Consider the following 24,507-nt stretch of genomic DNA (forward strand, 5'->3'; position numbering starts at 1 on the left):
CCTTGTGGGGGTTACTCCTGAGTTGTTCGTACAAGCAGCCGCGGGTTGCCGGAAGTGTCCATGCCAAGAATGTTCGGAGCAGAGTCCAGGCCCGAATCTTCACTCCCCCTGCGTTTGAAGGGGGAACTCGGCACCCGATCCGGCGAAACACGGGTGCACGAGGGCACCTCGTGCCGGATCATGGGCGCCATGCCAGCCAACCCGCATGACGCGCTGCCGATCCGGCTCAACGTCGACGACAGCGATTCACCGTCGGACGTCGTCGACGCGCTGTTCCTCGGCAGGTTCGCCTCGGGCGAGCAGCCCTACTCGCACAGCGTGTCGATCGAGCGGGTCAAGGCGGAGGCGACCCTCCTGCCGCCGGAGGCCACGGTGTTGCGCTCGGCGCGCGACAGCGACCGCAGCGCCACCCTCGCCGAAGGACAGGGCTGGACCATGCTGGTCTCCCGGTGGAGCCGCGGCGCGGACGTCACGGTGACGGCGGTCAGCGACGAACTCGCCGCCGGCGTGCTCGGCCAGGCCACCGAGGGCGTGCAGGACGAGCCGGAGCCCCAGCCGGAGAACGTGACGATGGGCTTCTGGTACGTCTCCCCGCGCCGCGGCCCGTACCGGACGACCCGCCAGATCGCCGCCGGGACCTGGGCGGAGGTGCGGCCCAACTACACCGCGCCGGTCGCCACGGCGATGGACCGGCTGATGAAGGTGACCCCGGACGACATCGCGGGCCGGCTGCTCCTGCTGCACGGCCCGCCGGGCACGGGCAAGACCTCGGCCCTGCGCACGTTGGCCCGCTCCTGGCGGGACTGGTGCCAGGTGGACTGCGTCCTGGACCCGGAGCGGTTGTTCAACGACGTCGGCTACCTGATGGACATCGCGATCGGCGAGGACGAGGGCACGGCGAAGGGCCGCTGGCGGCTCCTGCTGCTGGAGGACTGCGACGAGCTGATCCGCGGCGAGGCCCGGCACACGGCCGGGCAGGCGCTGTCCCGGCTGCTCAACCTGACGGACGGCCTGCTGGGCCAGGGCCGCAACGTCCTGGTCGGCGTGACGACCAACGAGGATCTGGAACGGCTCCACCCCGCGGTGGTCCGCCCCGGGCGCTGCCTGGCCCGCATCGAGGTCGGCCGGCTGACCCACCGGGAGGCGGTGGACTGGCTGGGCACCGAGGAGGGCGTCTCCCGCGAGGGGGCGACCCTGGCGGAACTCTTCGCCCTACGCCGCGGCACGGGCCCGGCGGCGGTCCTGCCCCCGCAGACCCACTCGGAGGCGGGCCTCTACCTCTAAGGGCCGAGAAGCAGCCCCGCCGGCGATCGAGGCGCGGGGGGCCCGGGGCGGAGCCCCCGGCAGCAGGGGCGGCTACGTGGCGGCGTACCGGGCACGGAGGGCTGCGGTGGCGGCGGCTACCGCCTCGGCCTCCGTCAGCCCCAGCCGGTGCGCCCGCTCCGCGAACGCCTGCGCGGCCGACGCCGCCTCACGCGCCGCGCCCTCCCCCGCCGCCGCGACAAAAGTCCCGTTGCGGCCCCGCGTCTCGATCACCCCGTCGGCCTCCAGCGCCCTGTAGGCCTTCGCGACGGTGTTGGCGGCCAGCCCCAGGTCCTCCGCCAGCCCCCGTACCGTCGGCAGCTTGAATCCGGCCGGCAGCTTCCCGGACCTGGCCCGGGCGGCGATCTGCGCGCGCAGCTGTTCGTACGGGGCGGCCGACCCGGCCGAGCCGTCGATGGTGATCTTCAGGTTCGTCGAGCTCACGGGGCTGATTGTCCACCATCGGCGGTCAGGGCCTGTATCGAGTTGCCCCGCGGCGTCGCGAGGCAACTCGATACAGGCCCTAATTGGGAGGCGCCCGGCGTGAGCACGCACGTAGCGTCTGGCCCATGACCGTTCTGATCCGCGATCTCCGTCCGGACGACCTCCAGGACACGGAGTCGGTGGTACGGGTGCGCCGCACGGCCCTGCCGTTCCTGGTCACCACCGCCGCAGACGTGGCCTTCGGGCTCTCCCGCTCCCACCCCGACCGGCACCACCGCGTCCTCGTCGCCGAGACCCCGGACGGCGAGGTCGTCGGTACCGCCGAGGTCGGCATCGCCCACGACAGCCCCCGGCCGGGCCAGGGCTACGTCAACGCGTACGTCGCCCCCGCCCGCCGCGGCCTCGGCGCCGGCCGGCTCCTGCTCCGCGCGGCCGAGGAGCACCTCGTCGCCCGGGGGGCGGTGGACTCGTACGCCTGGGTCCTCGACGAGCCCGCGCACCGCGCCTTCGCCGAGCGGCGCGGCTACCGCCCCGGCCGCTCCGCGCACTTCCTGCGCCTGGACCTCACGACGGCCGAGCTGCCCGCACTCCCGCAGGCCCTCCCGGCCGGGGTGGAGCTGCTGCCCGCCGAGGCCTTCGCCGCGGACCCCAGGCCCCTCTTCGCGATCGACGCCGAGACGACGGCCGACGAGCCGAGCGACGTGGGCGCCGAACTCGACGACTACGAGGACTGGCTGACCCACACCTGGCACCACCCCACCCTCGACAAGAAGCTCACGATCGTCGCCCTGGTCGACGGGCAGCCGGTCGCCTTCGCCGCCGCCCGGACCGACGGGGCCTCCCGCTACAGCTCGGCGATGACCGGCACACTGCGGCTGTTCCGGGGCCGCGGCCTGGCCAAGCTCGCCAAGAACGCCTCCCTGCACCGCGCCCGCGCGGCCGGCTGCACGGAGGCCTTCACCGGCAACGACGCGGGGAACGAACCGATGCTCGCCATCAACAGGTGGTTCGGGTACGAGATCTGCGCGACCGAGACGCACTACACGAGGAAGCTGGGGTCACCGTGGCCGGGCAACTGACCGTCGTCCTGACCAAGGCGGGCCGGACCAAGATCCGCTATCCGGCGACGCAGATCGCCGACGACGGTGACCACATCCGCGTACGGGCTCCCTGGGCCGCGGAGGGCGTACGGGACTTCGGCTTCGTCCGCTTCGAGCCGGGCGACGTGTTCACCGAGCACTTCTGGCGGACGCGCTGGTACGCGGTCAAGGAGGTCCGGACGGGCGACGGCGCCCTGAAGGGCTGGTACTGCGACGTGACACGTCCGGCCCTGGTCCGCAGCGGGGAGATCATCGTGGAGGACCTGGATCTCGACCTGTGGGTCTCGGCGGACGGGACGTCCGTACTGCGGCTGGACGAGGACGAGTTCGCCGAGAGCGGCCTGGCCGCGAAGGACCCGGAGGCGGCGGCCCGGGCGGTCCGCGCCCTGGACGCCCTGGACGACCAGGCCCGCTCCGCGGCCGGCCTGGCCGCGCTCCTTCGATGAGGCTGCCGTTCCGCGGGCATGCGGAGGGCCCCTTCCTGATCCCGCTCTTTTGCCTTCCTTAAGCGGAGCCTAAGGATCCTCTCCTGGGGGGTCTGTACGGCGAAAAGGCGTGGTCCGGGGGCTAGCTTGGCAGGGCCAGGACAGGAAGGGCCGGTCGTGGCGCCGCCGGGGGGCGGCGCCGCCGAGCCCCGTTCCGCCGGCGCACCCCTGCCTTTGCCCGAAGGAGATCCACTCATGTCCGCACGCCGCCGTACCGTGACGCCGATCCGTATCGCCGCCGCCGGCTTCGCCCCGCTCGCGCTGGCCGTGTACGCCGCCGTTCCCGCGGCCGCCCACGGCTCCATGACGGACCCGGTCAGCCGGGTCGCGGCGTGCTACGCGGAGGGACCGGAGTCGCCGAAGTCGGCGGCGTGCAAGGCCGCGGTCGCCGCGAGCGGGACGCAGGCGCTCTACGACTGGAACGCCGTCAACATCGCCAACGCGGCCGGCAACCACCGGTCGCTGATCCCGGACGGGCAGCTGTGCTCGGCCGGAAACGACAAGTACCGCGGCCTGGACCTGGCCCGCGCCGACTGGCCGGCCAGCCCCCTGTCCGCCGGCCCGCACACCTTCCGCTACAAGGGCACGGCCCCGCACCGTGGCTCCTTCGAGCTGTACATCACGAAGGACGGCTACGACCCGGCGAAGCCGCTGAAGTGGTCCGACCTGGAGCCCGCGCCGTTCGCGAAGGCCACCGACCCGGGCATGCAGAACGGCGACTACGTCTTCTCCGGGACCGTCCCCGGCAAGTCCGGACGGCACCTGATCTACAGCATCTGGCAGCGCTCCGACAGCCCGGAGGCCTTCTACACCTGCTCGGACGTGGTCTTCGGCAAGGACAACGGCGGCGGGAAGGGCGGGAACGGCGGCAGCGGCGGTACGGGGGCCGCGCCGAGCACCGAGCCCGGCGCGGGGAACGGCACCGGGAACAACGCCGGGACCGGCAACGGATCCGGGCCGTCGGACAAGCCGTCCGACAAGCCGGCGGACAAGCCCTCCGCCCCGACCGACCAGCAGATCGCCGACGGCGCCGGCAAGTCCTCCGTGGAGCACAACGGCCACGGCGACAACGACCCGAAGACGAACGGCGCGGCCGGCGCCCCGCTCCCCTCCCAGTCCTCGTCGTCCTCCGCGGACTCGGGCGCCCCGGCCGGCGGCAACCTGGCGGAGACCGGCGGCAACAGCGCCACCCCGGCCATCGCCGTCGCCGGGGCCGGCGCGCTGGCCCTCGGCGCGGCCGTGCTGTTCACGGTGGCCCGCCGCCGTGCGACGACGGCGGGCCGCCACGGCCGCTGACCGGTAGGACTTCACACCGGGCGGACCGCCCGCGCCCCGGTCAGGAGAAGACCGAGGCGCAGGTGGTCCGTTCGGCGTGGGCCGGGTCGAGGGCGTTGAGCACCTCGTGCCAGGCGATCCGGTCGGTGAGCCCGATGGCGACGTGTTCCGAGAGGTCCAGGAAGCACAGGTCCTGGAGCACGACGTTGCGGACGTTCGGCCCCTCCAGGAAGCCGCTCCGGTACGGCGTCACCACCTCGTCGTACTTGGTGGCGATCACCGTGTACTTCACCCCCGGGACGGTGTCCCCGCCCGCGTTGAGCTTCTGCAGGAAGGCGGAGCCGGCGATCTGGTCGGCGAGGCCGGGGGTGGCGCTGCTGATCAGGTCCTCGGCCCCGGGGAAGTACGGGAGGAGCTTGGTGAAGCCGAGCAGGGTCGTGCCGTGGTTGTCGGGGGCCAGCCCGACCAGCGCGTTCACCTTCGCCGCGCCGCCGAGGAACTTCAGGTAGTAGCGCGGCATCATGCCGCCCTGCGAGTGCCCGACGATGTCGGTCTTGGAGGCGCCGGTGGCGGCGAGCACCTTGTCGACGAACGCGTCGAGCTGTTCGGCGGACTTGTCGATGGGGCCGAGCCCGTTGAAGAGGGGCACGCCGGGCAGCTGCCCGTAGTCGAGGGAGTAGACGCAGTACCCGCGGTTCACGAGGTAGGGGGCGAAGCCCAGCCAGTTGTCCCAGGAGTTGCCGAAGGTTCCGTGGACGAGGACGACGGGGCGGGGGTGGGCGGCGGACGGTTTGCAGGACCAGTCGTTCCAGCCGCGGCTGGGGGCGGACGCGGCCTGCGCCGCGCCGGTGGGGGCGACGAGCGCGGCGGCGGTGAGGACGAGGACGGCCAGCGGGCGGAGCAGGCGTCTCCAGGGCAGCATCGGGTGATCTCCTTGCGGTCGACTCAAGGGGATGAGTGGGGGATTCGTCCCGTGATCCGGATCACAAAGGGGAGCTGCTGCCGCTAAATTACGTGTGAGTAGCAACACAGGGAAGTTACGCGTCGGTAAAAACTGGCGTGTCGCCCGATCGATCGTCAGGCGGCCAGCGTGCCACGGGCGATGACGTGCGGGCCGAAGCGCGTACGGACCCGGTCCGTGATCGCCTCCAGCCGGCGCGCCTTCTCGTCCTCTGGGTCGAGACTGAGCTGCCGTGCGGCCCGTTCGGCCGGTATCAGCTCCTCGGCCCGCAGGGACAGCGCGCGGACCCGGGCCCGTTGCAGGCCGAGGCCCTCGTACAGGGCGTAGGCCGTGGCGGTCAGGGCCGTCGAGTGCGCGGTGGGCTCGGCCAGGGTGCGGGTCCGGGTGAGCGTGGTGCGGTCGGCGCAGCGGACGGCGAGCGTGAGGACCCGGCACACCTGCCCGTCCTGTTGCGTACGAAGCTTCGCGCCGAGCTCCTCCGTCAGCGAGAGCAGCGCCCGCCGGTGCCGTCCGGGATCCAGCTCGTCCCGGTCGAAGAGCCGCTCGGCGGCGACGGCGCGGGCGGCCGCGCCCGGCCGGACGGGGGTCCGGTCGATCCCGAGGGCGCGCTCGTGCACCTCGCGGCCGAGCCGGGCGCCGAGGATCCGCCGCAGGGCGGCGGGCGGGGCGGCGGCGACCCGGCCGACGGAATCGAGGCCGTAGGAGCACAGGGTGCGGGCGGCCTTGGGCCCGACCCCGTCGAGCGCGGTGACGGGCTTGTCCGCCATGAAGTCCCGTACGGCGGCGGGGTCTTCGGGGAGCACGACGGTCCCGCCGGGCCTTGCCTCGCGGGCCGCGGCCCGGGCCAGCATGGGATTTCCGGCCACGCCGACGGCCGCGTCCACGCCGTACAGGGCGAGGGCCCGGACCCGGATCACGGCGGCCAGCCGGGGGGCGTCGCAGCCGAAGTAGCGCAGCGCGCCGCGGACATCGGCGAGGGCGGCGTCCGGCGGCAGGGCCTGCACGTCCGGGGTGATGCCGCCGAGCAGGGCGAGCACCCCGGCGTACTCCCGCGCCCCGAGCGGCCCTCCGCCGGCGGGGTGCAGCCGCAGGCACATCACGGCCTTCCCGGCGGGGCTCATCCCGCGCTCCCCGGGCTGGAGTGCCACAGCTTGCGGCCGGTCGCGGGGCCGGTGCCGGGCGGCTGGAGGTCGGCCCAGGGGTTCATCTCGTACCCCGTGGACATGCGGATCGTGCGCCCGGGGCCCTTCGCCGCCGGCTCCCCGGGGGCGGCCGCGCTCCCGCCCTCGGCGGCCGGTTCGCCGGAGGCGCTGGCGGGGGGCGGCTCGGCGAGCCGGGCCGCCACCGCGTCCAGGCCGCCCGCCGCCCGCAGTTCCACCAGCTCGGCCAGGTCCCACGCCGCCGCTCCGACCACGCTCAGGCTCTGCGGTCCCCTGCGCTGCACGACACCTCGTACCAGCAGCAGGAAGGAGTGGAAGACGGTGTGCGCGCACCGCTCGTGGCTGTCGTCGAAGAAGGCCAGGTCGACCAGGCCCGTGCCGTCGTCCAGTGTCGTGAAGACGACCCGCCGCCCGGAGCGGATCGGTGGGGTCTGGGTGGCGGCCTTGGCCCCCGCTACCAGGACGGTCCGCCCGTGCTCGGCCTCCCGCAGCCGGCGCGCCGGGATCACTCCCAGCTCGGCCAGGAAGGCGTGGTGGTCGCCCATCAGGTGCCGGGAGGCGTCCATGCCGAGGACGCCCAGCTCGGCGCTGAGCCGTTCCGCGTCGCTGAGGTCGGGCAGCCCGACGGACGCCGTGGACCGGCCTCCCTCCAGCGGGAGTTGGGCGCCTCGCACGCCGGCCGCGCGCTGTGCGCCGTGCAGTTCCGTCAAGTGCAGCAGCAGGTCGCGCCGGTTGGCGCCGAAGGAGTCCAAGGCCCCGACCTGGGCGAGCCGTTCGGCGACGGGGCGTCCCGGGTGGGCCCGGTCCCAGAAGTCGCGCAGGGAGGCGTAGGGCTGCCCGGACTCGATCCGGGCCGCTTCGGCCTCGCTGATGCCGTGGACGTCGGTGAGCCCCAGCCGCAGCCCCCACACCCCACCGGTCTCGGACACCAGTTCGATGCGGTGGGCGACCGCCGACCGGTTCACGTCCAGCGGCAGCACCGGCACGCCCCGCCGCCGCGCGTCCGCCAGCAGCAGCCGCTTCGGGTACATCCCCGGGTCGTGGGTCAGCAGCCCGGCGTAGAAGGCAGCCGGGTGGTGCGCCTTCAGCCACGCCGACTGGTAGGTGGGGACGGCGAAGGCCACCGCGTGCGCCTTGCAGAAGCCGTACGAGCCGAAGGCCTCCACGATCTCCCAGGTACGGGCGATCACCTCCAGCGAGTAGCCGCGTTCGGCGGCCTTCGCCGCGAACCACACCTTGATCCGTGCCTGCGACGGCGGATCGGACAGCCCGCGCCGCACGCGGTCCGCCTCGTCCCGGCCGCAGCCGGTCATGACGTCCACGATCTGGATGATCTGCTCGTGGAAGACCACCACCCCGTACGTCTCGCGCAGCGCGTCGGCGAGGTCCGGGTGCGGGAAGCGCACCGGCGCCCGCCCGTGCCGGGCCTCGATGAAGGGCCGCACCATGTCGGCGGCCACCGGCCCCGGGCGGAAGAGGGAGATGTCGACGACCAGGTCGTGGAAGGTGGCCGGCTGGAGCCGTCCCACCAGGTCCCGCTGGCCCGGCGATTCGATCTGGAAGCAGCCCAGCGTCTCGGCCGAACGGATCAGCTCGTACGTGGCCCGGTCGCCCGGCGGCACCTGCGCCGGGTCGTCCAGGTCGAGCTCCTCCCCCGTGCCGCGCCGGATCTCCGCGACCGCGTGCGCCATCGCGGACTGCATCCGCACGCCCAGCACGTCCAGTTTGAGCAGTCCCAGCTCCTCCACGTCGTCCTTGTCGAACTGGGACATGGGGAAGCCCTCGCCGCTGGTGGGGACCACCGGCGTACGGGCGAGCAGCGAGGCGTCGGAGAGCAGCACCCCGCACGGGTGCATGGCGATCCCGCGCGGCAGCGCGTCCAGCGACTCGACGAGTTCCCACAGCCGCCCGTACGACTCCCCGCGCACGTCGCGCAGTTCGGGGAGCTCCCGCAGGGCGGCGCGGGCGTCGCGGGCCCGGATGTGCGGGAAGGCCTTGGCGAGCCGGTCGGTGACGGCCGGGTCCATGGACAGGGCGGCGCCGACGTCCCGGATGGCGTGGCGGACGCGATAGGTCTCGGGCATGGAGACGGTGGCGACGCGCTCGGCGCCGAACCGGTCGATGATCCGCCGGTAGACCTCCAGCCGGCGGGCGGACTCCACGTCGATGTCGATGTCGGGCAGGACGCGCCGGCGCTTGGACAGGAAGCGCTCCATCAGCAGGCCGTGCTCGACGGGGTCGGCGTGCGCGATCCCGAGCAGGTGGTTGACGAGGGAGCCGGCTCCGGAGCCGCGGGCCGCCACCCGGATGCCCATCTCCCGTACGTCGTCCACCACCTGGGCGACCGTCAGGAAGTACGAGGCGAAGCCGTGGTGGGCGATGATGTCGAGCTCGTGGTGCATCCGCTCCCAGTAGGCGGGGTCGTCCGCGTAGCCGCGCAGCACCATGCCGGCGGAGGCCCGGGAGGCGAGGACCCGCTGCGCGCTGCGGTGGGCGGCGCCGACGAGCCGGGGCTCGGGGAAGTGCACGGAGCCGATGCCGAGGTCGTCCTCGGGGTCCACGCGGCAGGCCTCGGCGGTGTGCCGGGTCTGCGCGAGCAGGCGCCGGGCGTCGGCGGGGCCGAGGCCGGCCGCCCGGGCGATCAGGTCGGCGGCCTCGGCCATGGCGGCGGGGTCCTTGAGCCAGCGCTCGCCGGTGTCGAGAGGGCCCCGGCCGTCGATGGGGACCAGCCGGCGGGCGGCGTCGAGGATGTCGGCGACCGGGCCCTGGCCGGGGTCGGCGTAGCGGACGGCGTTGGTGAGCACGGCCGGGACGCCCTGCTCTGCGGCGAAGCCGACGGTACGGGCGGCCAGCCGCAGCGAGCCGGGGCCGGTGCCGGTACGGCCGTGGTGGACTGCCTCCAGGCGCAGGGAGTCGCCGTAGATCTCCCGCCAGGGCGCGAGCAGCCGGGCGGCCCGGTCGGGGCGGCCCGCGGCGAGCGCCCGCCCCACCTCGGAGCCGGGGCCGAGCAGGACGAGGACGCCTTCCCCGCGCAGGGCGTCCCAGGGCACGAGCGGGACCTCGGCGGACGCCGCGTGGGCGGCGGTGACCATCCGGCACAGCTCGGCCCAGCCGGCGGCCCCGTCCCGGGCCAGGAAGACGGCCCGGGCGGCGGACTCGTCCAGGAAGGCCCCGCCCTTGACGGGGGTGCGCCGCCGGTACGAGACCTCGCCCGGACCGCCGCCCGCGGCGGGCGCGGTCGAGCCCCCCGGCCCGGCCGATCCCGCCGCGGGGGACCCGGCGGGCGAGACCGCCATGTCCACGCCGAACAGCGGCCGGATGCCCGCCTGCGCCGCCGCCTTCGCGAACCGGACCGCACCCGCCAGGGTGTCGCGGTCGGTCAGGGCGAGGGCGTCCATCCCCCGCTCGGCGGCACGCTCCGCCAGCCGTTCCGGGTGCGATCCTCCGTAGCGCATGGAGAACCCCGAAACGGTGTGCAGATGCGTAAAACCAGGCACCCGCGGCCTCCTGCTTCGCTCGTAGAACACCACCCCCGCTCTCCACCATAGAGCAATTCGAATATCCGTGCGAAACACTTGTTCGATCACCTGAGGGTCATCCGTTCGGCCCGCCCCTGCTGCGGGCCGCCCCCCGCACGCCCAGCGTGTGAGACATGACCCCGCCCCAAGGCTTCCTCGCCGAGTTCAAGGACGCCGTGACCCCCCGGGCGGCGCTGCTCGTCCTGGGCGTCCTCGCCCTCCAGCTCGCCTTCGTCACCTCGTACATCGGGGCCTTCCACCACCCCAAGCCCCACGACATCCCCATCGCCGTGGCCGCGCCCGCCGCACCGGCCGCCGAGCGGGCCGCGCAACAGCTCGGCGCGCTGCCCGGAGACCCGCTCGCCCCCCGGGTCGTCGACGACGAGGCCGCCGCGCGCGCCCAGGTCGAGAACCGGGACGTCGACGGCGCCCTGATCGTCGACCCGGCCGGCCCGGCCGACCGGCTGCTGGTCGCCTCCGGCGCCGGAGCCTCGCTCTCCCAGGCCCTGGAGGAAGTCGTGGGCGCCGCCGAACGCGCCCAGGGACGCACGGTCCGGGTCACCGACGTGGCCCCGGCCGCCAAGGGCGACAGCCGCGGCCTGAGCTCCTTCTACCTCGTCATCGGCTGGTGCGTGGGCGGCTACCTGTGCGCCGCGATCCTCGCGATCAGCGCCGGCGCCCGGCCCGCGAACACCCACCGCGCCGCGATCCGGCTCGGCGCGCTGCTCGTGTACTCCCTCGCCGCCGGACTGCTCGGCGCGGTCATCGCCGGCCCGGTCCTGAACGCGCTGCCCGGCAGCCTCCCGGGCCTGTGGGGACTGGGCACGCTCGTCGTCTTCGCCGTCGGCGCGATCACCCTCGCCTTCCAGGGAGTGGCGGGCGTCATCGGCATCGGCCTGGCGATCCTGCTGGTCGTGGTCCTCGGCAACCCGAGCGCCGGCGGCGCCTACCCGTACCCGCTGCTGCCGCCGTTCTGGAGCACGATCGGCCCGGCGCTGCCGCCGGGCGCGGGCACGTACGCCGCGCGCTCCATCACCTACTTCGGCGGAAACGGCGTCGGCGGCCCGATGCTCGTCCTGGCCGCGTGGGCCGTCGTGGGGGCGGCGGTCACCCTGGGCTCCGCCGCGACCGCCCCCACGGCGGACAGCCGTCCGCTCCCGCGGGGGTGACGGTTCCGGGCGTCGGCCCGGGCCGGTGGTGCTGGGGCTCTGCCCCAGACCCCGCGCCTCAATCGCCGGCGGGGCTTGGGTGGTGTGGGGCGGTGCCCCGCCGGAATGTCTCCTCGGCTCGCGCGGTGCCCAGGATTGCGGAGGTGGATCGGTGGTGCGCGCTCGTCCTGCGGGGACACTCCGCCGTGTCCCCACCCCACGGTGTGGCTCCGCCAGTACTCGGTAGCCGCCGAGGGGGCTTTGGGGACACCTTTCTCGTCGCGGTTGGAGCGGGGACGGGGAGGGGTGTCCCCGCAGGACGAGGCGTCACCGCCGGGCACCGTGGTGATCGCTCGCGCTCGCCGAGCCGAGGAGACACCCCTGCCCGGCCCCGCGACCGCCCGCACCATCCCAGCCCCGCCGGCGCTTGAGGCGCGGGGCCTGGGGCAGCGCCCCAGCACCACCGGCCCGGGGGCCACCCCCAAACCGCAACCCCCCACAGGAGCGGAGGGGCCCCGGCACACCGGCCCCGGCCGACGCCCGAAACGGCCACCCCCGCGGGAGCGGAAGGGCCCGGCCCCGCGACCGCCCGCACCACCCAAGCCCCGCCGGCGCTTGAGGCGCGGGGCCTGGGGCAGAGCCCCAGCACACCGGCCCGGGGGCCACCCCGAAACCGCCACCCCCCGCGGGAGCGAAAGGGCAGGGCCCCAGAAGGCGCCCCGCGAACGCCGAGTGCGCCCTACCGCACTCCTCCCCCAGCGCGCACAATCGCCGTGACGACTCACATCGACCGTGAGGGAGGGAGCGCGTGCGCGATCAGGTGCGCACAGCGGACGGGCGCGCTCTGACCGTGGAGCGCTGGGGCGATCCGGACGGCAAGCCCGTCTTCCTGCTCCACGGCATGCCCGGCAGCCGCCTGGGACCGGCCCCCCGGGGCATGGTTCTCTACCAGCGCCGGATGCAGCTCATCGCCTACGACAGACCCGGCTACGGCGACTCCGACCGCCATCCCGGCCGCACCGTCGCCGACGTGGCCCATGACGTGGCCGCCGTGGCCGACGCCCTCGGCCTGGACAGGTTCGCGGTGGCCGGCCGCTCCGGAGGCGCCGCCGGCGCCCTGGCCTGCGCCGCCCTGCTGCCGGACCGGGTCACGCGTACCGCGGCGATGGTCGGGCTGGCCCCCCGGGACGCGGAGGACCTGGACTGGTTCGCCGGGATGGCCGCATCGAACGTCAGGGAGTACACGACCGCCTCCACCGATCCCGAGGAGCTGGCCGCCCGGCTGATCCCGCGTGCCGACGGCATCCGCAAGGACCCGGGGCGGCTGCTGGACGAGCTGCGGCGGGAACTGACCGACAACGACCGCATGATCGTCTCCGATGCCGGGCTGCGGTCGATGCTGTTGCGCAACTACCGTGAGGGGCTGCGCCGTTCGGCGTACGGCTGGATCGACGACGTCCTCGCCTTCAGCCGTCCCTGGGGCTTCGACCCCGCCGACATCCGCTGTCCGGTGCTGATCTGGCACGGGGAGCTCGACGTGTTCTCCCCCGTGGGCCACTCCCGTTGGCTGGCCCGCCGGATCCCGGGGGCGACCACCGCGATCGAGCCGGCCGCCGCGCACTTCGCCGCGCTGCGCGCGCTGCCCGACGTACTGAACTGGCTGCTGCGCGACCTGCCCACCCCGCCCCTGAGCGAACAACGGTCCGCGTAGTGGATCCTGCCGTCCGGCGAACGGCCGAATGCGCCACCTCGGGAAATACGCCGCACTCGCTATAGAACGGTTGACCAGGCGTCATGTCTCGGTTGCCAATGGGGTGTGGCCGAGTAAAGTCCACGCTTGACGGCAGCGCGTCGCTGTTGTCATTCACATGCCCATTCCATATGGCTTCCCCGAGGACGGTGTCGTGAACACTTCCGCAACCCCCCCGACCAGCACGGTCAAGGCCCGCCGGGTCCCGCTCGCCAAGATCGACGTCGAGACCGCCGCCGCGGCCGCGACGCTCGGCCGCGTGCTGCCCGCCGAATCCGGCCGTCCGGTTCAGGCACCGATCTTCAACTCCGCGCTCTGACACGGAGTAAGCGCTCTAGACTGGCGGAATGACCGGCCTGATCGCATTTCGCGAGATCGTCCTGAAAGTTCACAGCAGATGCGATCTTGCTTGTGATCATTGCTATGTCTACGAACACGCAGATCAGAGCTGGCGAGCCCGGCCGAAAGTGATCTCCCCCGAGGTTATTTCACGGACCGCGTCGAGGCTCGCCGAACATGCCCGTGACCATGCACTCCCCTCCGTCACGGTGATTCTCCACGGAGGGGAACCCCTGTTGGCGGGCACGGCCCGGCTCCGACTCGTCTGCGAGGAGTTCAGCCGGGCGCTCACCGGGATCGCCACCCTCGACCTGCGGATCCACACCAACGGCCTCCAGCTCGGCACACGCCACCTCGACCTCTTCGCGGAGTTCGGCGTCCGCGTCGGCGTCTCCCTCGACGGGGACCGCGCCGCGAACGACCGCCACCGCCGCTTCGCGGACGGCCGTACGAGCCACCCGCTGGTCCTCGCCGCCGTCGCGCTGCTGCGCTCCGAGCCCTACCGCCACCTCTACCAGGGTCTGCTCTGCACCGTGGACGTGGCCAACGATCCCGTCGCCGTGCTCGACGCGCTCGTCGAACTCGGCCCCCCGCGCGTGGACTTCCTCCTCCCGCACGCCACGTGGGAGACGCCCCCCGCCCGGCCGGACGGCGCCCCCGACGCCTACGCCCGCTGGCTCCTGCGCGTCTTCGACCACTGGGAGCGGCTGGGCCGCCCGGTACCCGTCCGGCTCTTCGAGTCCGTACTGTCCACCCTGCGCGGCGGGCCCAGCCTCACGGAGTCGCTCGGCCTCGCGCCCACCGACCTCGTCGTCGTCGAGACCGACGGGACCCTGGAGCAGGTGGACTCCCTCAAGAGCGCCTTCGAGGGGGCCGCGGCCACCGGCTTCAACGTCTTCGACCACGCCTTCGACCAGGTCGCGGCCCACCCCGGGGTCCGGGCCCGGCAGCTGGGCCTGGCGGGCGTCAGCGACACGTGCCGCCGCTGCCCCGTCGTACGTTCGTGCGGGGGAGGCCTCTACACCCACCGCTACCGCGACCGCAACGGCTTCGACAACCCTTCCGTCTACTGCACCGACCTGCGCGAACTCGTGGACGGGATCGAGGGCCGCACCGCGCACCGGGAGACCGCCCCGCAGCTGTCCGACCCGGCCGAACTGGCCCGCTCCCAGCAGGAGCTGACCCGGATCCTGCTGGCCCGGCTGAACGCGGACCTGGCCGACGACCCCGAATGGGCGCACGCCTGGGAGCTGGTGGCCGCGGTGGAGCGGGCCGGGGAGGCGGGCGCCGACGCGCTGGACGCCGTACTGGACCACCCGTTCACCCGGACCTGGGTCCTCGCGGCCCTGGACGCGGGGCGGGAGGGCCGCACCGGTGGCGCGGAGGCGGCCCGCAGGCTCACGGCGCTGGCCGCGGCGGCCGTGCTGCGCGGCGGGCTGGACCTGCCGGCCGAGGTGGCCTACCGGGACGGCGAGGTGTATCTGCCGACGCTCGGGCTGCTGCGGCTCGGGGAGCCGGGCACGGAGGGCCGGGCCTCGCTGCGCGCCACCGAAGAGGGGTACGCCGTGCGCGACGGCCGCTCCGAGCACCGCTTCGGGCCGGCGGCGGGCGATGCCCGCTGGCAGCCCGTCCGCACCTGGTCGCCGGGCCCGGACGCGGCGCAGGTGGCGCTGGAGGACCTGGACCCGTACCGCAACTGCTTCCCCCGCCCGCCCAGGCTGCGGCTCGGCGCCGGGGAGGCCGAGGAGTGGCGGGGCAGGCTGGACCGGGCCTGGGCGCTGCTGCACAGGGCGGTGCCCGGGTTCGCGCGGACGGCGGCGGCGGGGCTGACCACGCTGACGCCGCTCGCGGGCGGCCCGCGGGCCGGCGGCTGGGGCGAGGCGGGCCGGAGCGGGCCGGGGGCGCTCGGGGTGCCGTACGCGGCGGGCGTACGGGAGACGGCGCTGGCGCTGCTGACCGGGCGGCGGCGGACCCGGCTGCGGGCCCTGACCGAGGTGGCCGACCTGTACGCGCTGGACGGGGAGTGGCAGCATCCGTCGCCGTGGCGGTCGCGGCCGGTGCCGGTGTCGCGGCTGCTGGCCGATGTGCACGAGCGGGTGGCGGTGGAGGCGTACCGGCGGGCGACGTCCGGGCCCGAGCCGGGCGGGTCGGAGCGCATCCACGAGGCCCTGGACCGGCTGTCGGCGGCGGCGGAGCTGACGGTCACCGGCAAGCGTCTGGTGGCGGAGCTGCGCTACGAGCTGAAGGCGGTCGGCGCGTGAGCGGCCACTCCGCCGCCCCTGCCCCGGCGGGTCCGGGCCGGGGCCGCCGGGGCACGGGCGCCCTGCAGCTCGCGGTGCAGCTGCGGCTGCTCGGGGTCCGGCCGGGGATGCGGCTGCTGGTGCACGCGTCCCTGCGCGGGACCGGGCTGCGCGCGGAGCAGCTGCGTGACGCCCTGAGGGGGGTCCTGGGCCCGCGCGGGACGCTGGTGGTGCCCGCGTTCACCCCGGAGAACTCCAGGACGTCCAGCGCCCACCTGGAGCGGATCGCCGGAATGGACGAGGCGGAGGTGCGGGCCTTCGTCGACCGGATGCCGGCCTTCGACCCGGCGAGCACTCCGAGCCACGGCATGGGCTCCTTCGCGGAGTCCGTCCGCACGGCTCCGGGGGCTGCGCGCAGTTCCCATCCCCAGACGTCCTTCGCCGCGCTCGGCGCGGACGCGGAGCGCCTTTGCGCCGGTCACCGCCTTGAGTGCCACCTCGGCGAGGAGTCGCCCCTGGGAAAGCTGTGCTGGGAGGGCGGGCAGGTACTCATGATCAATGTGGGGTTTTCTGTCTGCACTGCCTTCCATCTCGCGGAGTATCGAATTCCGAAGCCCCCCTTGCGCATGTACGAGTGTGTGGTGAAGGTGAACCTTCCGGAGGGGCGTCAGGGGTCCCGTCAGGAGGGGGTGTGGACCGCATACGAGGACGTCGCGCTGGACGACGGTGATTTCGCGGAGATCGGCAGGGCGTTCCCGGATTCGCGGGTGCGCAGGGGGCGGGTCGCGGGAGCGTCGGCCATGCTCTTCTCCGTCCCGGACGCCGTCGACCACTCCCTTGACTGGATGACCGAAAACAGACGCTGATTGACTGGACGATGAGGGGATGTGGCGAAGCAGCTCCGGAATGATGTTTCTTCGCTCGCAGCTTCGGGACGGGGGGCGTGTGCCCGCATCAGTGCAGCCGTATTTTTTTCTCAGTTATGCGCATACACCGAGATTCGGGGCCGGGGGGCCCGACCCCGACATGTGGGTCGAGCGCCTGTTCCGTGATCTCTGCAGCCATGTCATGGCGCTGACGGACCTGCCGGCGGGGGCCGAGGCCGGCTTCATGGACCGGGAGATACGCAGCGGCGAGGGCTGGTCGGAGCGGCTGGGGGCGGCGCTCGCCACCTGCCGGGTCTTCGTGCCGTTGTTCTCGCCGCGGTACTTCGCCAGTGAGATGTGCGGCAAGGAGTGGTACGCCTTCGCGCAGCGGGCGATCCACCAGGGGGCGTTGAGCAACCAGCCGGCCGAGGCCATCGTGCCGGCGTTGTGGGTGCCGGTCCCGCCGTCCCAACTCCCCGGCCCTGCCGAGCGGTTGCAGTTCAACCACAACACCTTCGGCGAGCGGTACGTCACCGACGGGCTGTACGGGCTGATCAAACTGCGGGGCTACGCCGAGCAGTACGAGCGGGCGGTGTACGAGCTCGCCAAGCGCATCGTGCGGGTCGCCGAGACGGTCCGCCTGGAACCGGTCCGCCCGCTGGACTACCGGGGCGTGCCGAGCGCCTTCGGCCCCGCGGGCGGCGGCAGCCCCGCCCGCACCCTGCACGTGACCGTCGCCGCCGCCTCCCGGCACGACCTGCCGGACGGCCGCAGCCCGGAGTACTACGGGGACAGCGCGCTGGAGTGGAACCCGTACCACCCGGTGGCGCAGCGGCCCATCGCCTACGTCGCCGAGGACCTGGTCAAGAACCTCAACTACCAGACGAGCATCGGCTCCTTCGACGACGAGGCCGGACACTACGACAGCAAGCAGCCGCCGACGCGGCCGGAGATCCTGATCGTCGACCGCTGGGTGGTGGAGGACGAGCACCGCCGCCGGCGTCTGGCCGCCTTCGACCAGGAGTCCCGTCCGTGGGTCAACGTGGTGGTGCCGTGGAACCGCTACGACCACCAGAGCCGGGCGAAGGAGCTGGAGCTGGCGCGGCGGCTGGAGGAGACCCTGCCGGTCAAGATGGGCCAGGGCCGGGCGGCCTGCCGGGCCGCCGCCAACGGCGTGGCGAACATGGAGACGCTCGGCCAGATCCTGCCGCAGGTGGTCGAGGCGGCGGCGCAGCAGTTCCTCAGACACGCCCAGGTCTACCTGCCGGCCGGCAACTCCCCCACCGAACGCCCGCGACTGCTGGGGCCGATGGGGATGGGCGGGCCTCCGGCCCCGCGGCCGGCGCCCTTCCCGCCCGACACGTTCGGCGGCCACAACGACGGCAACGACAGCAACGACACCGACCGGGGGGACGCGGATGACAGCGAGTCGTGACAGCGGTGACGGCCGTGACGGACGCATCGTCACCTTCTATTCGTACAAGGGCGGTACGGGCCGCACCATGGCGCTGGCCAACACCGCCTGGATCCTGGCGGCCAACGGCAAGCGGGTCCTGGCCGTGGACTGGGACCTGGAGGCCCCGGGCCTGCACCGCTTCTTCCACCCGTTCCTGGACCCGTCGACGCTCGGGGCCACCACCGGGGTCATCGACCTGATCAGCGAGTACGCGTGGGCGGCGACCAGTCCGGTGGCGCGGGCGGACGACTGGCACAAGGACTACGCGCGGATACAGCCGCACGCCGTCTCGCTGACTCCGGAGACGCTGGGCTGGGAGTTCCCGGACGGCGGCACCCTGGACTTCGTCTCGGCGGGCCGGCAGAACCGCGAGTACTCCGCGACCGTGTCCACCTTCGACTGGGACAACTTCTACGACCGGCTGGGCGGCGGCCTGTTCTTCGACGCCTTACGCGCGGACATGAAGAGCAACTACGACTACGTCCTGATCGACAGCCGCACCGGCCTGTCCGACATCGCGGACATCTGCACCGTGCACCTGCCGGACATCCTGGTGGACTGCTTCACCCTGTCCGACCAGTCCATCGACGGCGCCGCGTCGGTGGCCCGCCAGATCGACGAGCGGTTCAACGACCGGGGCATCAAGATCTACCCGGTCCCGATGCGGATCGACGAGGGCGAGAAGGAGAAGGCCGACGCGGGGCGGGCGCTGGCCCGGCTGAAGTTCGACCGGTTCCCGGGCGGCCTGGTCGGGGACGAGCTCACCTCCTACTGGGGCGCGGTGGAGATCCCGTACCGGCCCTACTACGCCTACGAGGAGACGCTGGCCACCTTCGGCGACGAGGCGGGGCTGACGAACTCGCTGCTCTCCGCCTTCGAGCGGCTGACCGCCGTGGTCACCGAGGGCGAGATCACCTCCATGCCGGCGATCGGCGAGGAGGTGCGGCTGCGGATCAGGGACGCGTTCACCCGGCGCCGGCCGGCGCTGCCGGCGGACCTGTTCCTGTCCTATGTCGCGGAGAACCGGATGTGGGCCGACTGGATCGAGTCGGTACTGACCCGGGCCGGGTTCCGGGTGGTGCCCAAGGACGTCTCGGCCGAGCCGCCGGCGGCGGGCGCCACGGCCTCCGCCGGCGGTGACACCCTGGGCGGCGGTACAGGTATCAGCGTCGACACCGCGGCCCGGACCGTGGTGCTGCTGTCCACGGCGTACCTGAAGTCGGCGCGGGCCGTGGACGTGTGGGAGCGGGCCGCGGCCGAGGACCCGACGGGCGGTCGGCGTCAGCTGGTGCCGTTGCGGGTGGGTGACGTACGGCTCGCCACGCCGTACATCGACCGCAACCCGGTGGACCTCTTCCGGCTCGACGAGGTGCACGCCACGGCGGCGCTGCTGCGTGCGGTGGAGCGGCCGATGGCCCTGCCCGACAGCGTGGCGAGCGCTTCGCAGCCCGGCCCGCGCTTCCCGGGGACCGTCCCGAAGATCTGGAACGCCCCGCCCCGCAACCCGGGGTTCACCGGCCGCAGCATCGTGCTGGAGCGGATGCGCGACCAGCTCGGCGGCGGCATGGCGGTGGTGCTGCCGCAGCCGCAGACCCTGTTCGGCCTCGGCGGTGTCGGCAAGACCCAGGTGGCACTGGAGTACGTGCACCGGTTCATGGCCGACTACGACCTGGTGTGGTGGATCTCCTCGGAGCACACCGACGAGGTGGTCGCCGCGCTCGCGGAGCTGGCCGTACGGCTGGGCGCGCAGACGGGCGAGGACATGGCGGCCGCCTCGCAGGAGGCGATCGACCTGCTGCGCAGGGGGGTGCCGTCCTCCCGCTGGCTGCTGGTCTTCGACAACGCCGACGATCCCGAGGCCCTCAAGCGGTTCTTCCCGCCGGGCGGTCCGGGCCATGTGCTGGTGACCTCCCGCAACCAGTCCTGGTCGCAGTACGGTGACGCGCTGCCGGTGGACGTGTTCCTGCGCGAGGAGTCCATCGAGCACCTTCAGCGCCGGGCCCCCGGGCTGGGCAAGGAGGACGCCGAGCAGGTCGCGATCGCGGTGGGCGACCTGCCGCTGGCCGTGGAGCAGGCGGGCGCCTGGATCGCGGAGACCGCGACGCCGGTGGCCGCGTACCTGGAACAGCTGGCCCAGCAGACGGCGAGCGTCCTGGGGCTGAACCAGCCGCCCGGATATCCGGAGCCGGTGGCCGCCACCTGGAACATCTCGATAGAGCGGCTCCAGTCGCGCTCCCCGGCCGCCGTGCGGCTGCTCCAGCTGTGCGCGTTCCTGGCGCCGGAGCCGATCTCGGCGAACCTGCTGTACAGCAAGGAGATGATCGACGCCCTCAAGCCGTACGACGCCTCCCTCCAGGAGAAGCTGGTGCTGGGGCGGGTGATCCGGGAGATCGGCCGGTTCGCGCTGGCCAAGGTCGACCAGGTCAGCAACAGCATCCAGGTGCACCGGCTGGTGCAGGCGGTGATCCGTTCGCAGATGCCGGAGGAGGAGCAGCGGGAGGCCCGGCACGCCGTCCACCGGATCCTGGCCGGGGCCCGGCCGGACGACGACGAGCCGATCGACAACCCGGAGACGTGGCCCCGGTTCAACACCATCTGGTCGCACCTCTCGCCGTCCGAGGCCCGGTACTGCAAGGAGCCGGAGACGCGCAGGCTGCTGATCGACCGGGTCCGCTACCTGTGGAAGCGCGGCGACTTCAAGACCGCCTACCAGCTCGGCGAGGAACTGCGCGACGCCTGGAAGGAGATGCTGGGCAACGACGACCTCCAGTACCTGTACCTGCGCTTCCACCTGTCGAACATCCTGCGCTCGCAGGGCCGGTTCGTGGAGGCGAAGGAGCTGGACGAGGTCACGCTGGAACGGCAGAAGGCGGTGCTGGGGCCCTCGCACCCGCACACGTACATGACCATGAGCGGTCTGGCCAACACCCTCGGCGCACTGGGCCAGTACGGGCAGGCGATGGAGCTGGCGACCGAGGCGCACGAGGGGTTCAGCCAGATCTTCCACGAGGCGCATCCGCGCACGCTGGCGGCGGCGAACAACCTGGCGCTGAACCTGCGGCTGGTGGGCCAGTACACCAGAGCCCGTGAGATCGACACCGAGGTGTACGACCTGCGCACGGAGGTGCTGGGGCCGGAGCACCCGTACACCCTGTCCTCCGCGCAGAACCTGGCCCGCGACCTGCGCGAGGTGGGCCGGTACGAGGACTCGGTGCAGCTGCTGAGCCGGACGTACGAGATCTACAAGCGGACGCTGGGCCGGGCGTTCCCGGGCACCCTGTCGGCCGCGAAGAACCTGGCGGTGTCGCTGCGCAGGGCGGGGCAGCTGGAGGACGCGCTGCGGCTGACCACGGCCACCCGGGCCCGCTACCGGGCCAAGTACACCTCGGTCAACCCGGACCTGCTCTCCTGCGAACTGAACCTGGCGTCGGACCTGTTCGCGACCGGTGACCCGGGCGGGGCGCGGGATCTGGCGCAGGAGGTGGTGGACGAGTACATGAAGGTCCCGGGCGAGCGGCACCCGTACACCCTGGCGGCCGTGAACAACCTGGCGGTCTTCCACTGGGGCACGGGTGCGGCGGAACCGGCGGAGGCGATGCTGCGGCACACGATCCGGCTGATGCGGGACGTCCTGGGCGACAACCACCCGCACACGGTCTTCGCCCAGCTCAACCTGGCCAACGCCCGCGCCGACCTGGGCGATCCGGAGGGGGCCCTGGAGCTGGAGCGGCTCGCGGTGCTGCGGCTGCGCGAGGCTCTGGGGGCGCACCATCCGGAGACCCTGGCGAGCAGCTCCAACATGGCGATCAGCCTGGACTCGATGGGGCGCAGGGAGGAGGCGGCCCGGCTGCGCGCCGAGGTGGTGGCCGAGCTGACCCGGCTGCTCGGCGAGGAGCACAGCCTCACCCGGTACGCCCGTGACGAGCGGCGGATCCACCGGGATCTGGAGCCTCTCGCCGTGTGATCCGACGGAGGGTGGCGGGGACCGCGGTCCCCGCCGCCCGCCACCCGACTCAAGGGGGGCGTTGTGACCGACAGCATGACCTTTCGAAACGAGGACCTGCCGGCCCTCTTCCACCACACGGACCAGGCGGCGATCTCCCGGCAGCGGGAGTCCACGCAGGCGACGAGGACCCAGCTGCTGCTGCTCGTCCTGGCGGCGGGGGCGGCGGCGCTGCCGCCGGGGCCCGAGATCGGCTCGCTGCACCTCTTCGGGCTGCTGAGCGTGCTCGGTTACGCGGGGGTGCTGGGGGTGGGCATGCGGGCGACCCGGCGCCGGGCCCGCCCGCAGTGGCAGCTGAACCGCAGTGCGGCGGAGTTCATCAAGTCCCTGGCCTGGCGGTACGCGGTGCACGGGGCGCCGTTCGGCAGCGACGTGGCCGATCCCGGGGAGGCGTACCACGCGCGGCTTGAGGCGGGTCTGGCCGAGCTGCGGAAGATGGGCTGGGAGGATCCGCGGGCGTCGGGAGCCGTGCCGGAGGGTGCGGAGATCACCGGGGCGATGCGGCGGCTGCGCGGCAGGGACTACCACGTGCGGCGGGAGACGTACGTCCGGGACCGGCTGATCGAGCAGCGCAACTGGTACCGGCGGCGGACGGAGGTGTCCCGGCGGGCGACACACCTGTGGTCGTGGACGATCGTCCTGCTGACCTGTCTGGCGCTGCTGTTCGCCGTGCTGAGGGCGTTCGGTTCGGGTCCGGGGACGGGCCTGACGGGGCTGCTGAGCACGGCGGCGGCGGCCGGTATCGCCTGGAACGAGGTACGCCGCCACCACCCGCTGATCGAGGCGCACACCCTGATCGAGCAGGATCTGGCGGCGATGATGGTCGTGATGCAGACGACCATCACGGAGTCGCAGTGGCCCACGTCGGTGTACGAGACCGAGCGGTACGTCTCGCCGCAGCACACGGACTGGTTGGCCCGGCACAGCAGTTGAGGCGGCGGGTGGGCGTGGCTCAGTCCCGGGTCACGCCTTCGCGCCACAGGACGGTGACCGGCTTGCCGAGGGACCGGGCGTAGGCGACGATCTCGGCGGTGCCGCCGTGTCCGCGGGCGGGCCGGCCGTCCCAGACGGCGACGAGCCGGTCGCAGGTGTCGGCGATGTAGGTGCCCGCGGCGTAGTAGGCCTCGTCCGTGGAGCGGGCGAAGTCCATGCGGACCTCCTGGGTGGCCCGGCGCCTGAGGCGGCGGTAGCGGTCGAGCGCTTCGGGGCCCTCGAAGGCCTCTTCGTAGTCCGCGCTGGGGATCACCACGGTCAGGTCGGCGCCGCAGTCGAGTGCGACGGCGGCGAAGAGCTGGTCCGCGCCGTCGGCGAGGCTGGAGAGGGCTTCCAGCGGCCCTTCGTGGCCGCCCAGTACGGCCCGCAGGCCGTTCTCCACATGGCCGAGCACCGATGCGGGGAGGGACCGGTGCCCGGTCACGCCGATGCGCTTCATGCAGGAACCTGCTTCCCCCGGGGACACGGCCGCCCTGGACATCCTCCCAGAAGGCGGGAGGACGTCCAGGGTGCCGGCAGGGGCGCACGGGACACAGGTCAGTAGACGCTGACCCCGTAGGCGTTGAGGGCTTCGACCACGGGCTGGAAGAAGGTGGTGCCGCCCGAGGAGCAGTTTCCGCTGCCGCCGGAGGTGAGGCCGACGGCGCGGGTGCCCGAGTAGAGCGGGCCGCCGCTGTCGCCCGGCTCGGCGCACACGTTGGTGCGGATCATGCCGTAGACGATGTCGCCGCCGCCGTAGTTGACGGTGGCGTTGAGGCCGGTGACCCGGCCGCTGTGGGTGCCGGTGGTGGAGCCGCGCCGGGTCACGGACATGTTGACCGTGGCGTTGACGGCGCTGGTGATGTCCTGGCCGCCGACGGTCCCCGGGGGTGCGGGCGTGTTGCTGGCGTACTTGACGAGGCCGTAGTCGTTGTTGGGGAAGCTGGAGCCGGCCGTGGAGCCGAGGACGTTGGTACGGGCGGAGTTCGTCCACCAGGTGCCGGCGCCGTCGGTGCAGTGCCCGGCGGTGAGGGCGTAGTAGTTGGAGCCGCTGCGGACGTTGAAGCCGAGCGAGCAGCGCCAGCTGCTCGCGTAGATGGCGTCGCCGCCGGAGGCCAGCTTGGTGAGCTTGCCGGGGATGCGCTCGATGCGCAGGGCGCCTGCGTCGGCTCCGGCCTCGCGCTTGATTCTCGCGATGGCCGCTGCGGAGACGGTGGAGTCGGCGGAGACCACGAGGGTTCCGGTGGCGGGGTCGGCGTGCCAGGCGGTGCCCGCTACGTCGGCGCGCAGGACGGAGGCGCCGGCCGAGGCGAGCCGGTCGGCGCTGAATCCTCCGTCCTGCGGGTCCGCGCTCGCCGTGGGTGCGGCGAGCGCTGCGGCGGCGGCCAGGCCGGTGGCCACCGCGAGCAGCCTGTTACGGGTGGTGCGCTTGATCCTCACTTCTCGTCCTCCTGGAGAGGTTCGGGGGCCCGGCGGTCGTGGGGGTGC

General features: G+C 73.3%; 18 protein-coding genes. 12 read left to right on the plus strand and 6 right to left on the minus strand.

Features of this window, described 5'->3' with window-relative positions; all coding sequences use genetic code 11:
• Positions 1-189: 189 nt before the first annotated feature.
• A complete protein-coding gene (locus BSL84_RS07420; RefSeq protein ID WP_037664765.1) occupies positions 190-1,284 on the plus strand; it encodes a DUF5925 domain-containing protein in 1,095 nt (364 codons plus the stop codon).
• Between the two features lie 72 nt (positions 1,285-1,356).
• Here the strand turns inward: BSL84_RS07420 and BSL84_RS07425 are convergent, their stop codons facing one another.
• Entirely contained in the window at positions 1,357-1,746 is a 390-nt protein-coding gene (locus BSL84_RS07425) for a GntR family transcriptional regulator (RefSeq protein WP_234308600.1), read from the minus strand.
• Between the two features lie 125 nt (positions 1,747-1,871).
• Here BSL84_RS07425 and BSL84_RS07430 point away from each other — a divergent pair, with 125 nt between their 5' ends.
• The 3 genes from BSL84_RS07430 to BSL84_RS07440 all read left to right on the plus strand — a co-directional run bounded on the left by BSL84_RS07430 (position 1,872) and on the right by BSL84_RS07440 (position 4,627).
• The gene (locus BSL84_RS07430) at positions 1,872-2,825 is read left to right on the plus strand and encodes a GNAT family N-acetyltransferase (protein WP_045324291.1); all 954 of its coding nucleotides are present in this window, start codon (positions 1,872-1,874) and stop codon (positions 2,823-2,825) included.
• Complete coding sequence (locus tag BSL84_RS07435) at positions 2,810-3,292, plus strand: DUF402 domain-containing protein (RefSeq protein ID WP_075970043.1); 483 nt, start codon at positions 2,810-2,812, stop codon at positions 3,290-3,292. Before BSL84_RS07430 ends, BSL84_RS07435 begins: the two co-directional genes overlap by 16 nt.
• A 234-nt stretch (positions 3,293-3,526) precedes the next feature.
• A complete protein-coding gene (locus BSL84_RS07440) occupies positions 3,527-4,627 on the plus strand; it encodes a lytic polysaccharide monooxygenase auxiliary activity family 9 protein (RefSeq protein WP_075970044.1) in 1,101 nt (366 codons plus the stop codon).
• A 40-nt stretch (positions 4,628-4,667) separates the two neighbouring features.
• On the opposite strand, the gene BSL84_RS07445 is transcribed toward BSL84_RS07440, so the two are convergent.
• From BSL84_RS07445 to BSL84_RS07455, 3 genes are all read right to left on the minus strand, one after another.
• Positions 4,668-5,528: an esterase/lipase family protein gene (locus tag BSL84_RS07445; protein WP_030033077.1), complete on the minus strand. Its 861-nt coding sequence runs from the start codon at positions 5,526-5,528 to the stop codon at positions 4,668-4,670.
• A 155-nt stretch (positions 5,529-5,683) separates the two neighbouring features.
• Entirely contained in the window at positions 5,684-6,688 is a 1,005-nt protein-coding gene (locus BSL84_RS07450) for a DNA polymerase Y family protein (protein WP_075970045.1), read from the minus strand.
• On the minus strand, positions 6,685-10,182 hold the full coding sequence (locus BSL84_RS07455; RefSeq protein WP_234363421.1) for a DNA polymerase III subunit alpha: 3,498 nt from the start codon (positions 10,180-10,182) through the stop codon (positions 6,685-6,687). Before BSL84_RS07455 ends, BSL84_RS07450 begins: the two co-directional genes overlap by 4 nt.
• Before the next feature lie 197 nt (positions 10,183-10,379).
• Between BSL84_RS07455 and BSL84_RS07460 the strand changes: the two genes are divergently transcribed.
• The 8 genes from BSL84_RS07460 (at position 10,380) to BSL84_RS07495 (ending at position 22,980) form a co-directional block, all read left to right on the plus strand.
• Entirely contained in the window at positions 10,380-11,414 is a 1,035-nt protein-coding gene (locus BSL84_RS07460; RefSeq protein ID WP_075970047.1) for a DUF3533 domain-containing protein, read from the plus strand.
• Positions 11,415-12,201: 787 nt separating this feature from the next.
• Positions 12,202-13,104, plus strand: coding sequence for an alpha/beta fold hydrolase (locus tag BSL84_RS07465; protein ID WP_037664611.1), 903 nt, complete (start codon positions 12,202-12,204; stop codon positions 13,102-13,104).
• Between the two features lie 193 nt (positions 13,105-13,297).
• Positions 13,298-13,462 carry an FxSxx-COOH cyclophane-containing RiPP peptide gene (gene fxsA, locus BSL84_RS07470; RefSeq protein WP_075970048.1) on the plus strand — a complete coding sequence of 55 codons (165 nt, stop codon included), beginning with the start codon at positions 13,298-13,300 and terminating at the stop codon, positions 13,460-13,462.
• A 28-nt stretch (positions 13,463-13,490) separates the two neighbouring features.
• Positions 13,491-15,743, plus strand: a complete 2,253-nt coding sequence (gene fxsBH, locus BSL84_RS07475) for a radical SAM/SPASM protein FxsBH, inactivated beta-hydroxylase extension form (protein ID WP_199838710.1) — start codon at positions 13,491-13,493, stop codon at positions 15,741-15,743.
• The gene (locus BSL84_RS07480) at positions 15,740-16,588 is read left to right on the plus strand and encodes an aminoglycoside N(3)-acetyltransferase (RefSeq protein WP_420711149.1); all 849 of its coding nucleotides are present in this window, start codon (positions 15,740-15,742) and stop codon (positions 16,586-16,588) included. Before fxsBH ends, BSL84_RS07480 begins: the two co-directional genes overlap by 4 nt.
• Before the next feature lie 43 nt (positions 16,589-16,631).
• Positions 16,632-18,023 carry a TIR-like protein FxsC gene (locus BSL84_RS07485; protein ID WP_234308384.1) on the plus strand — a complete coding sequence of 464 codons (1,392 nt, stop codon included), beginning with the start codon at positions 16,632-16,634 and terminating at the stop codon, positions 18,021-18,023.
• Entirely contained in the window at positions 18,007-22,008 is a 4,002-nt protein-coding gene (gene fxsT, locus BSL84_RS07490; protein WP_030027956.1) for an FxSxx-COOH system tetratricopeptide repeat protein, read from the plus strand. The genes BSL84_RS07485 and fxsT overlap by 17 nt, the downstream gene beginning before the upstream one ends.
• A 75-nt stretch (positions 22,009-22,083) precedes the next feature.
• Complete coding sequence (locus BSL84_RS07495) at positions 22,084-22,980, plus strand: DUF4231 domain-containing protein (protein WP_045321841.1); 897 nt, start codon at positions 22,084-22,086, stop codon at positions 22,978-22,980.
• A gap of 19 nt (positions 22,981-22,999) precedes the next feature.
• Here the strand turns inward: BSL84_RS07495 and BSL84_RS07500 are convergent, their stop codons facing one another.
• The gene (locus BSL84_RS07500; RefSeq protein WP_030027953.1) at positions 23,000-23,479 is read right to left on the minus strand and encodes a hypothetical protein; all 480 of its coding nucleotides are present in this window, start codon (positions 23,477-23,479) and stop codon (positions 23,000-23,002) included.
• 98 nt (positions 23,480-23,577) lie between these two features.
• Complete coding sequence (locus BSL84_RS07505; RefSeq protein WP_030027951.1) at positions 23,578-24,459, minus strand: S1 family peptidase; 882 nt, start codon at positions 24,457-24,459, stop codon at positions 23,578-23,580.
• Positions 24,460-24,507: the final 48 nt, after the last annotated feature.

It is taken from the genome of Streptomyces sp. TN58 (assembly GCF_001941845.1).
Lineage (GTDB): Bacteria > Actinomycetota > Actinomycetes > Streptomycetales > Streptomycetaceae > Streptomyces.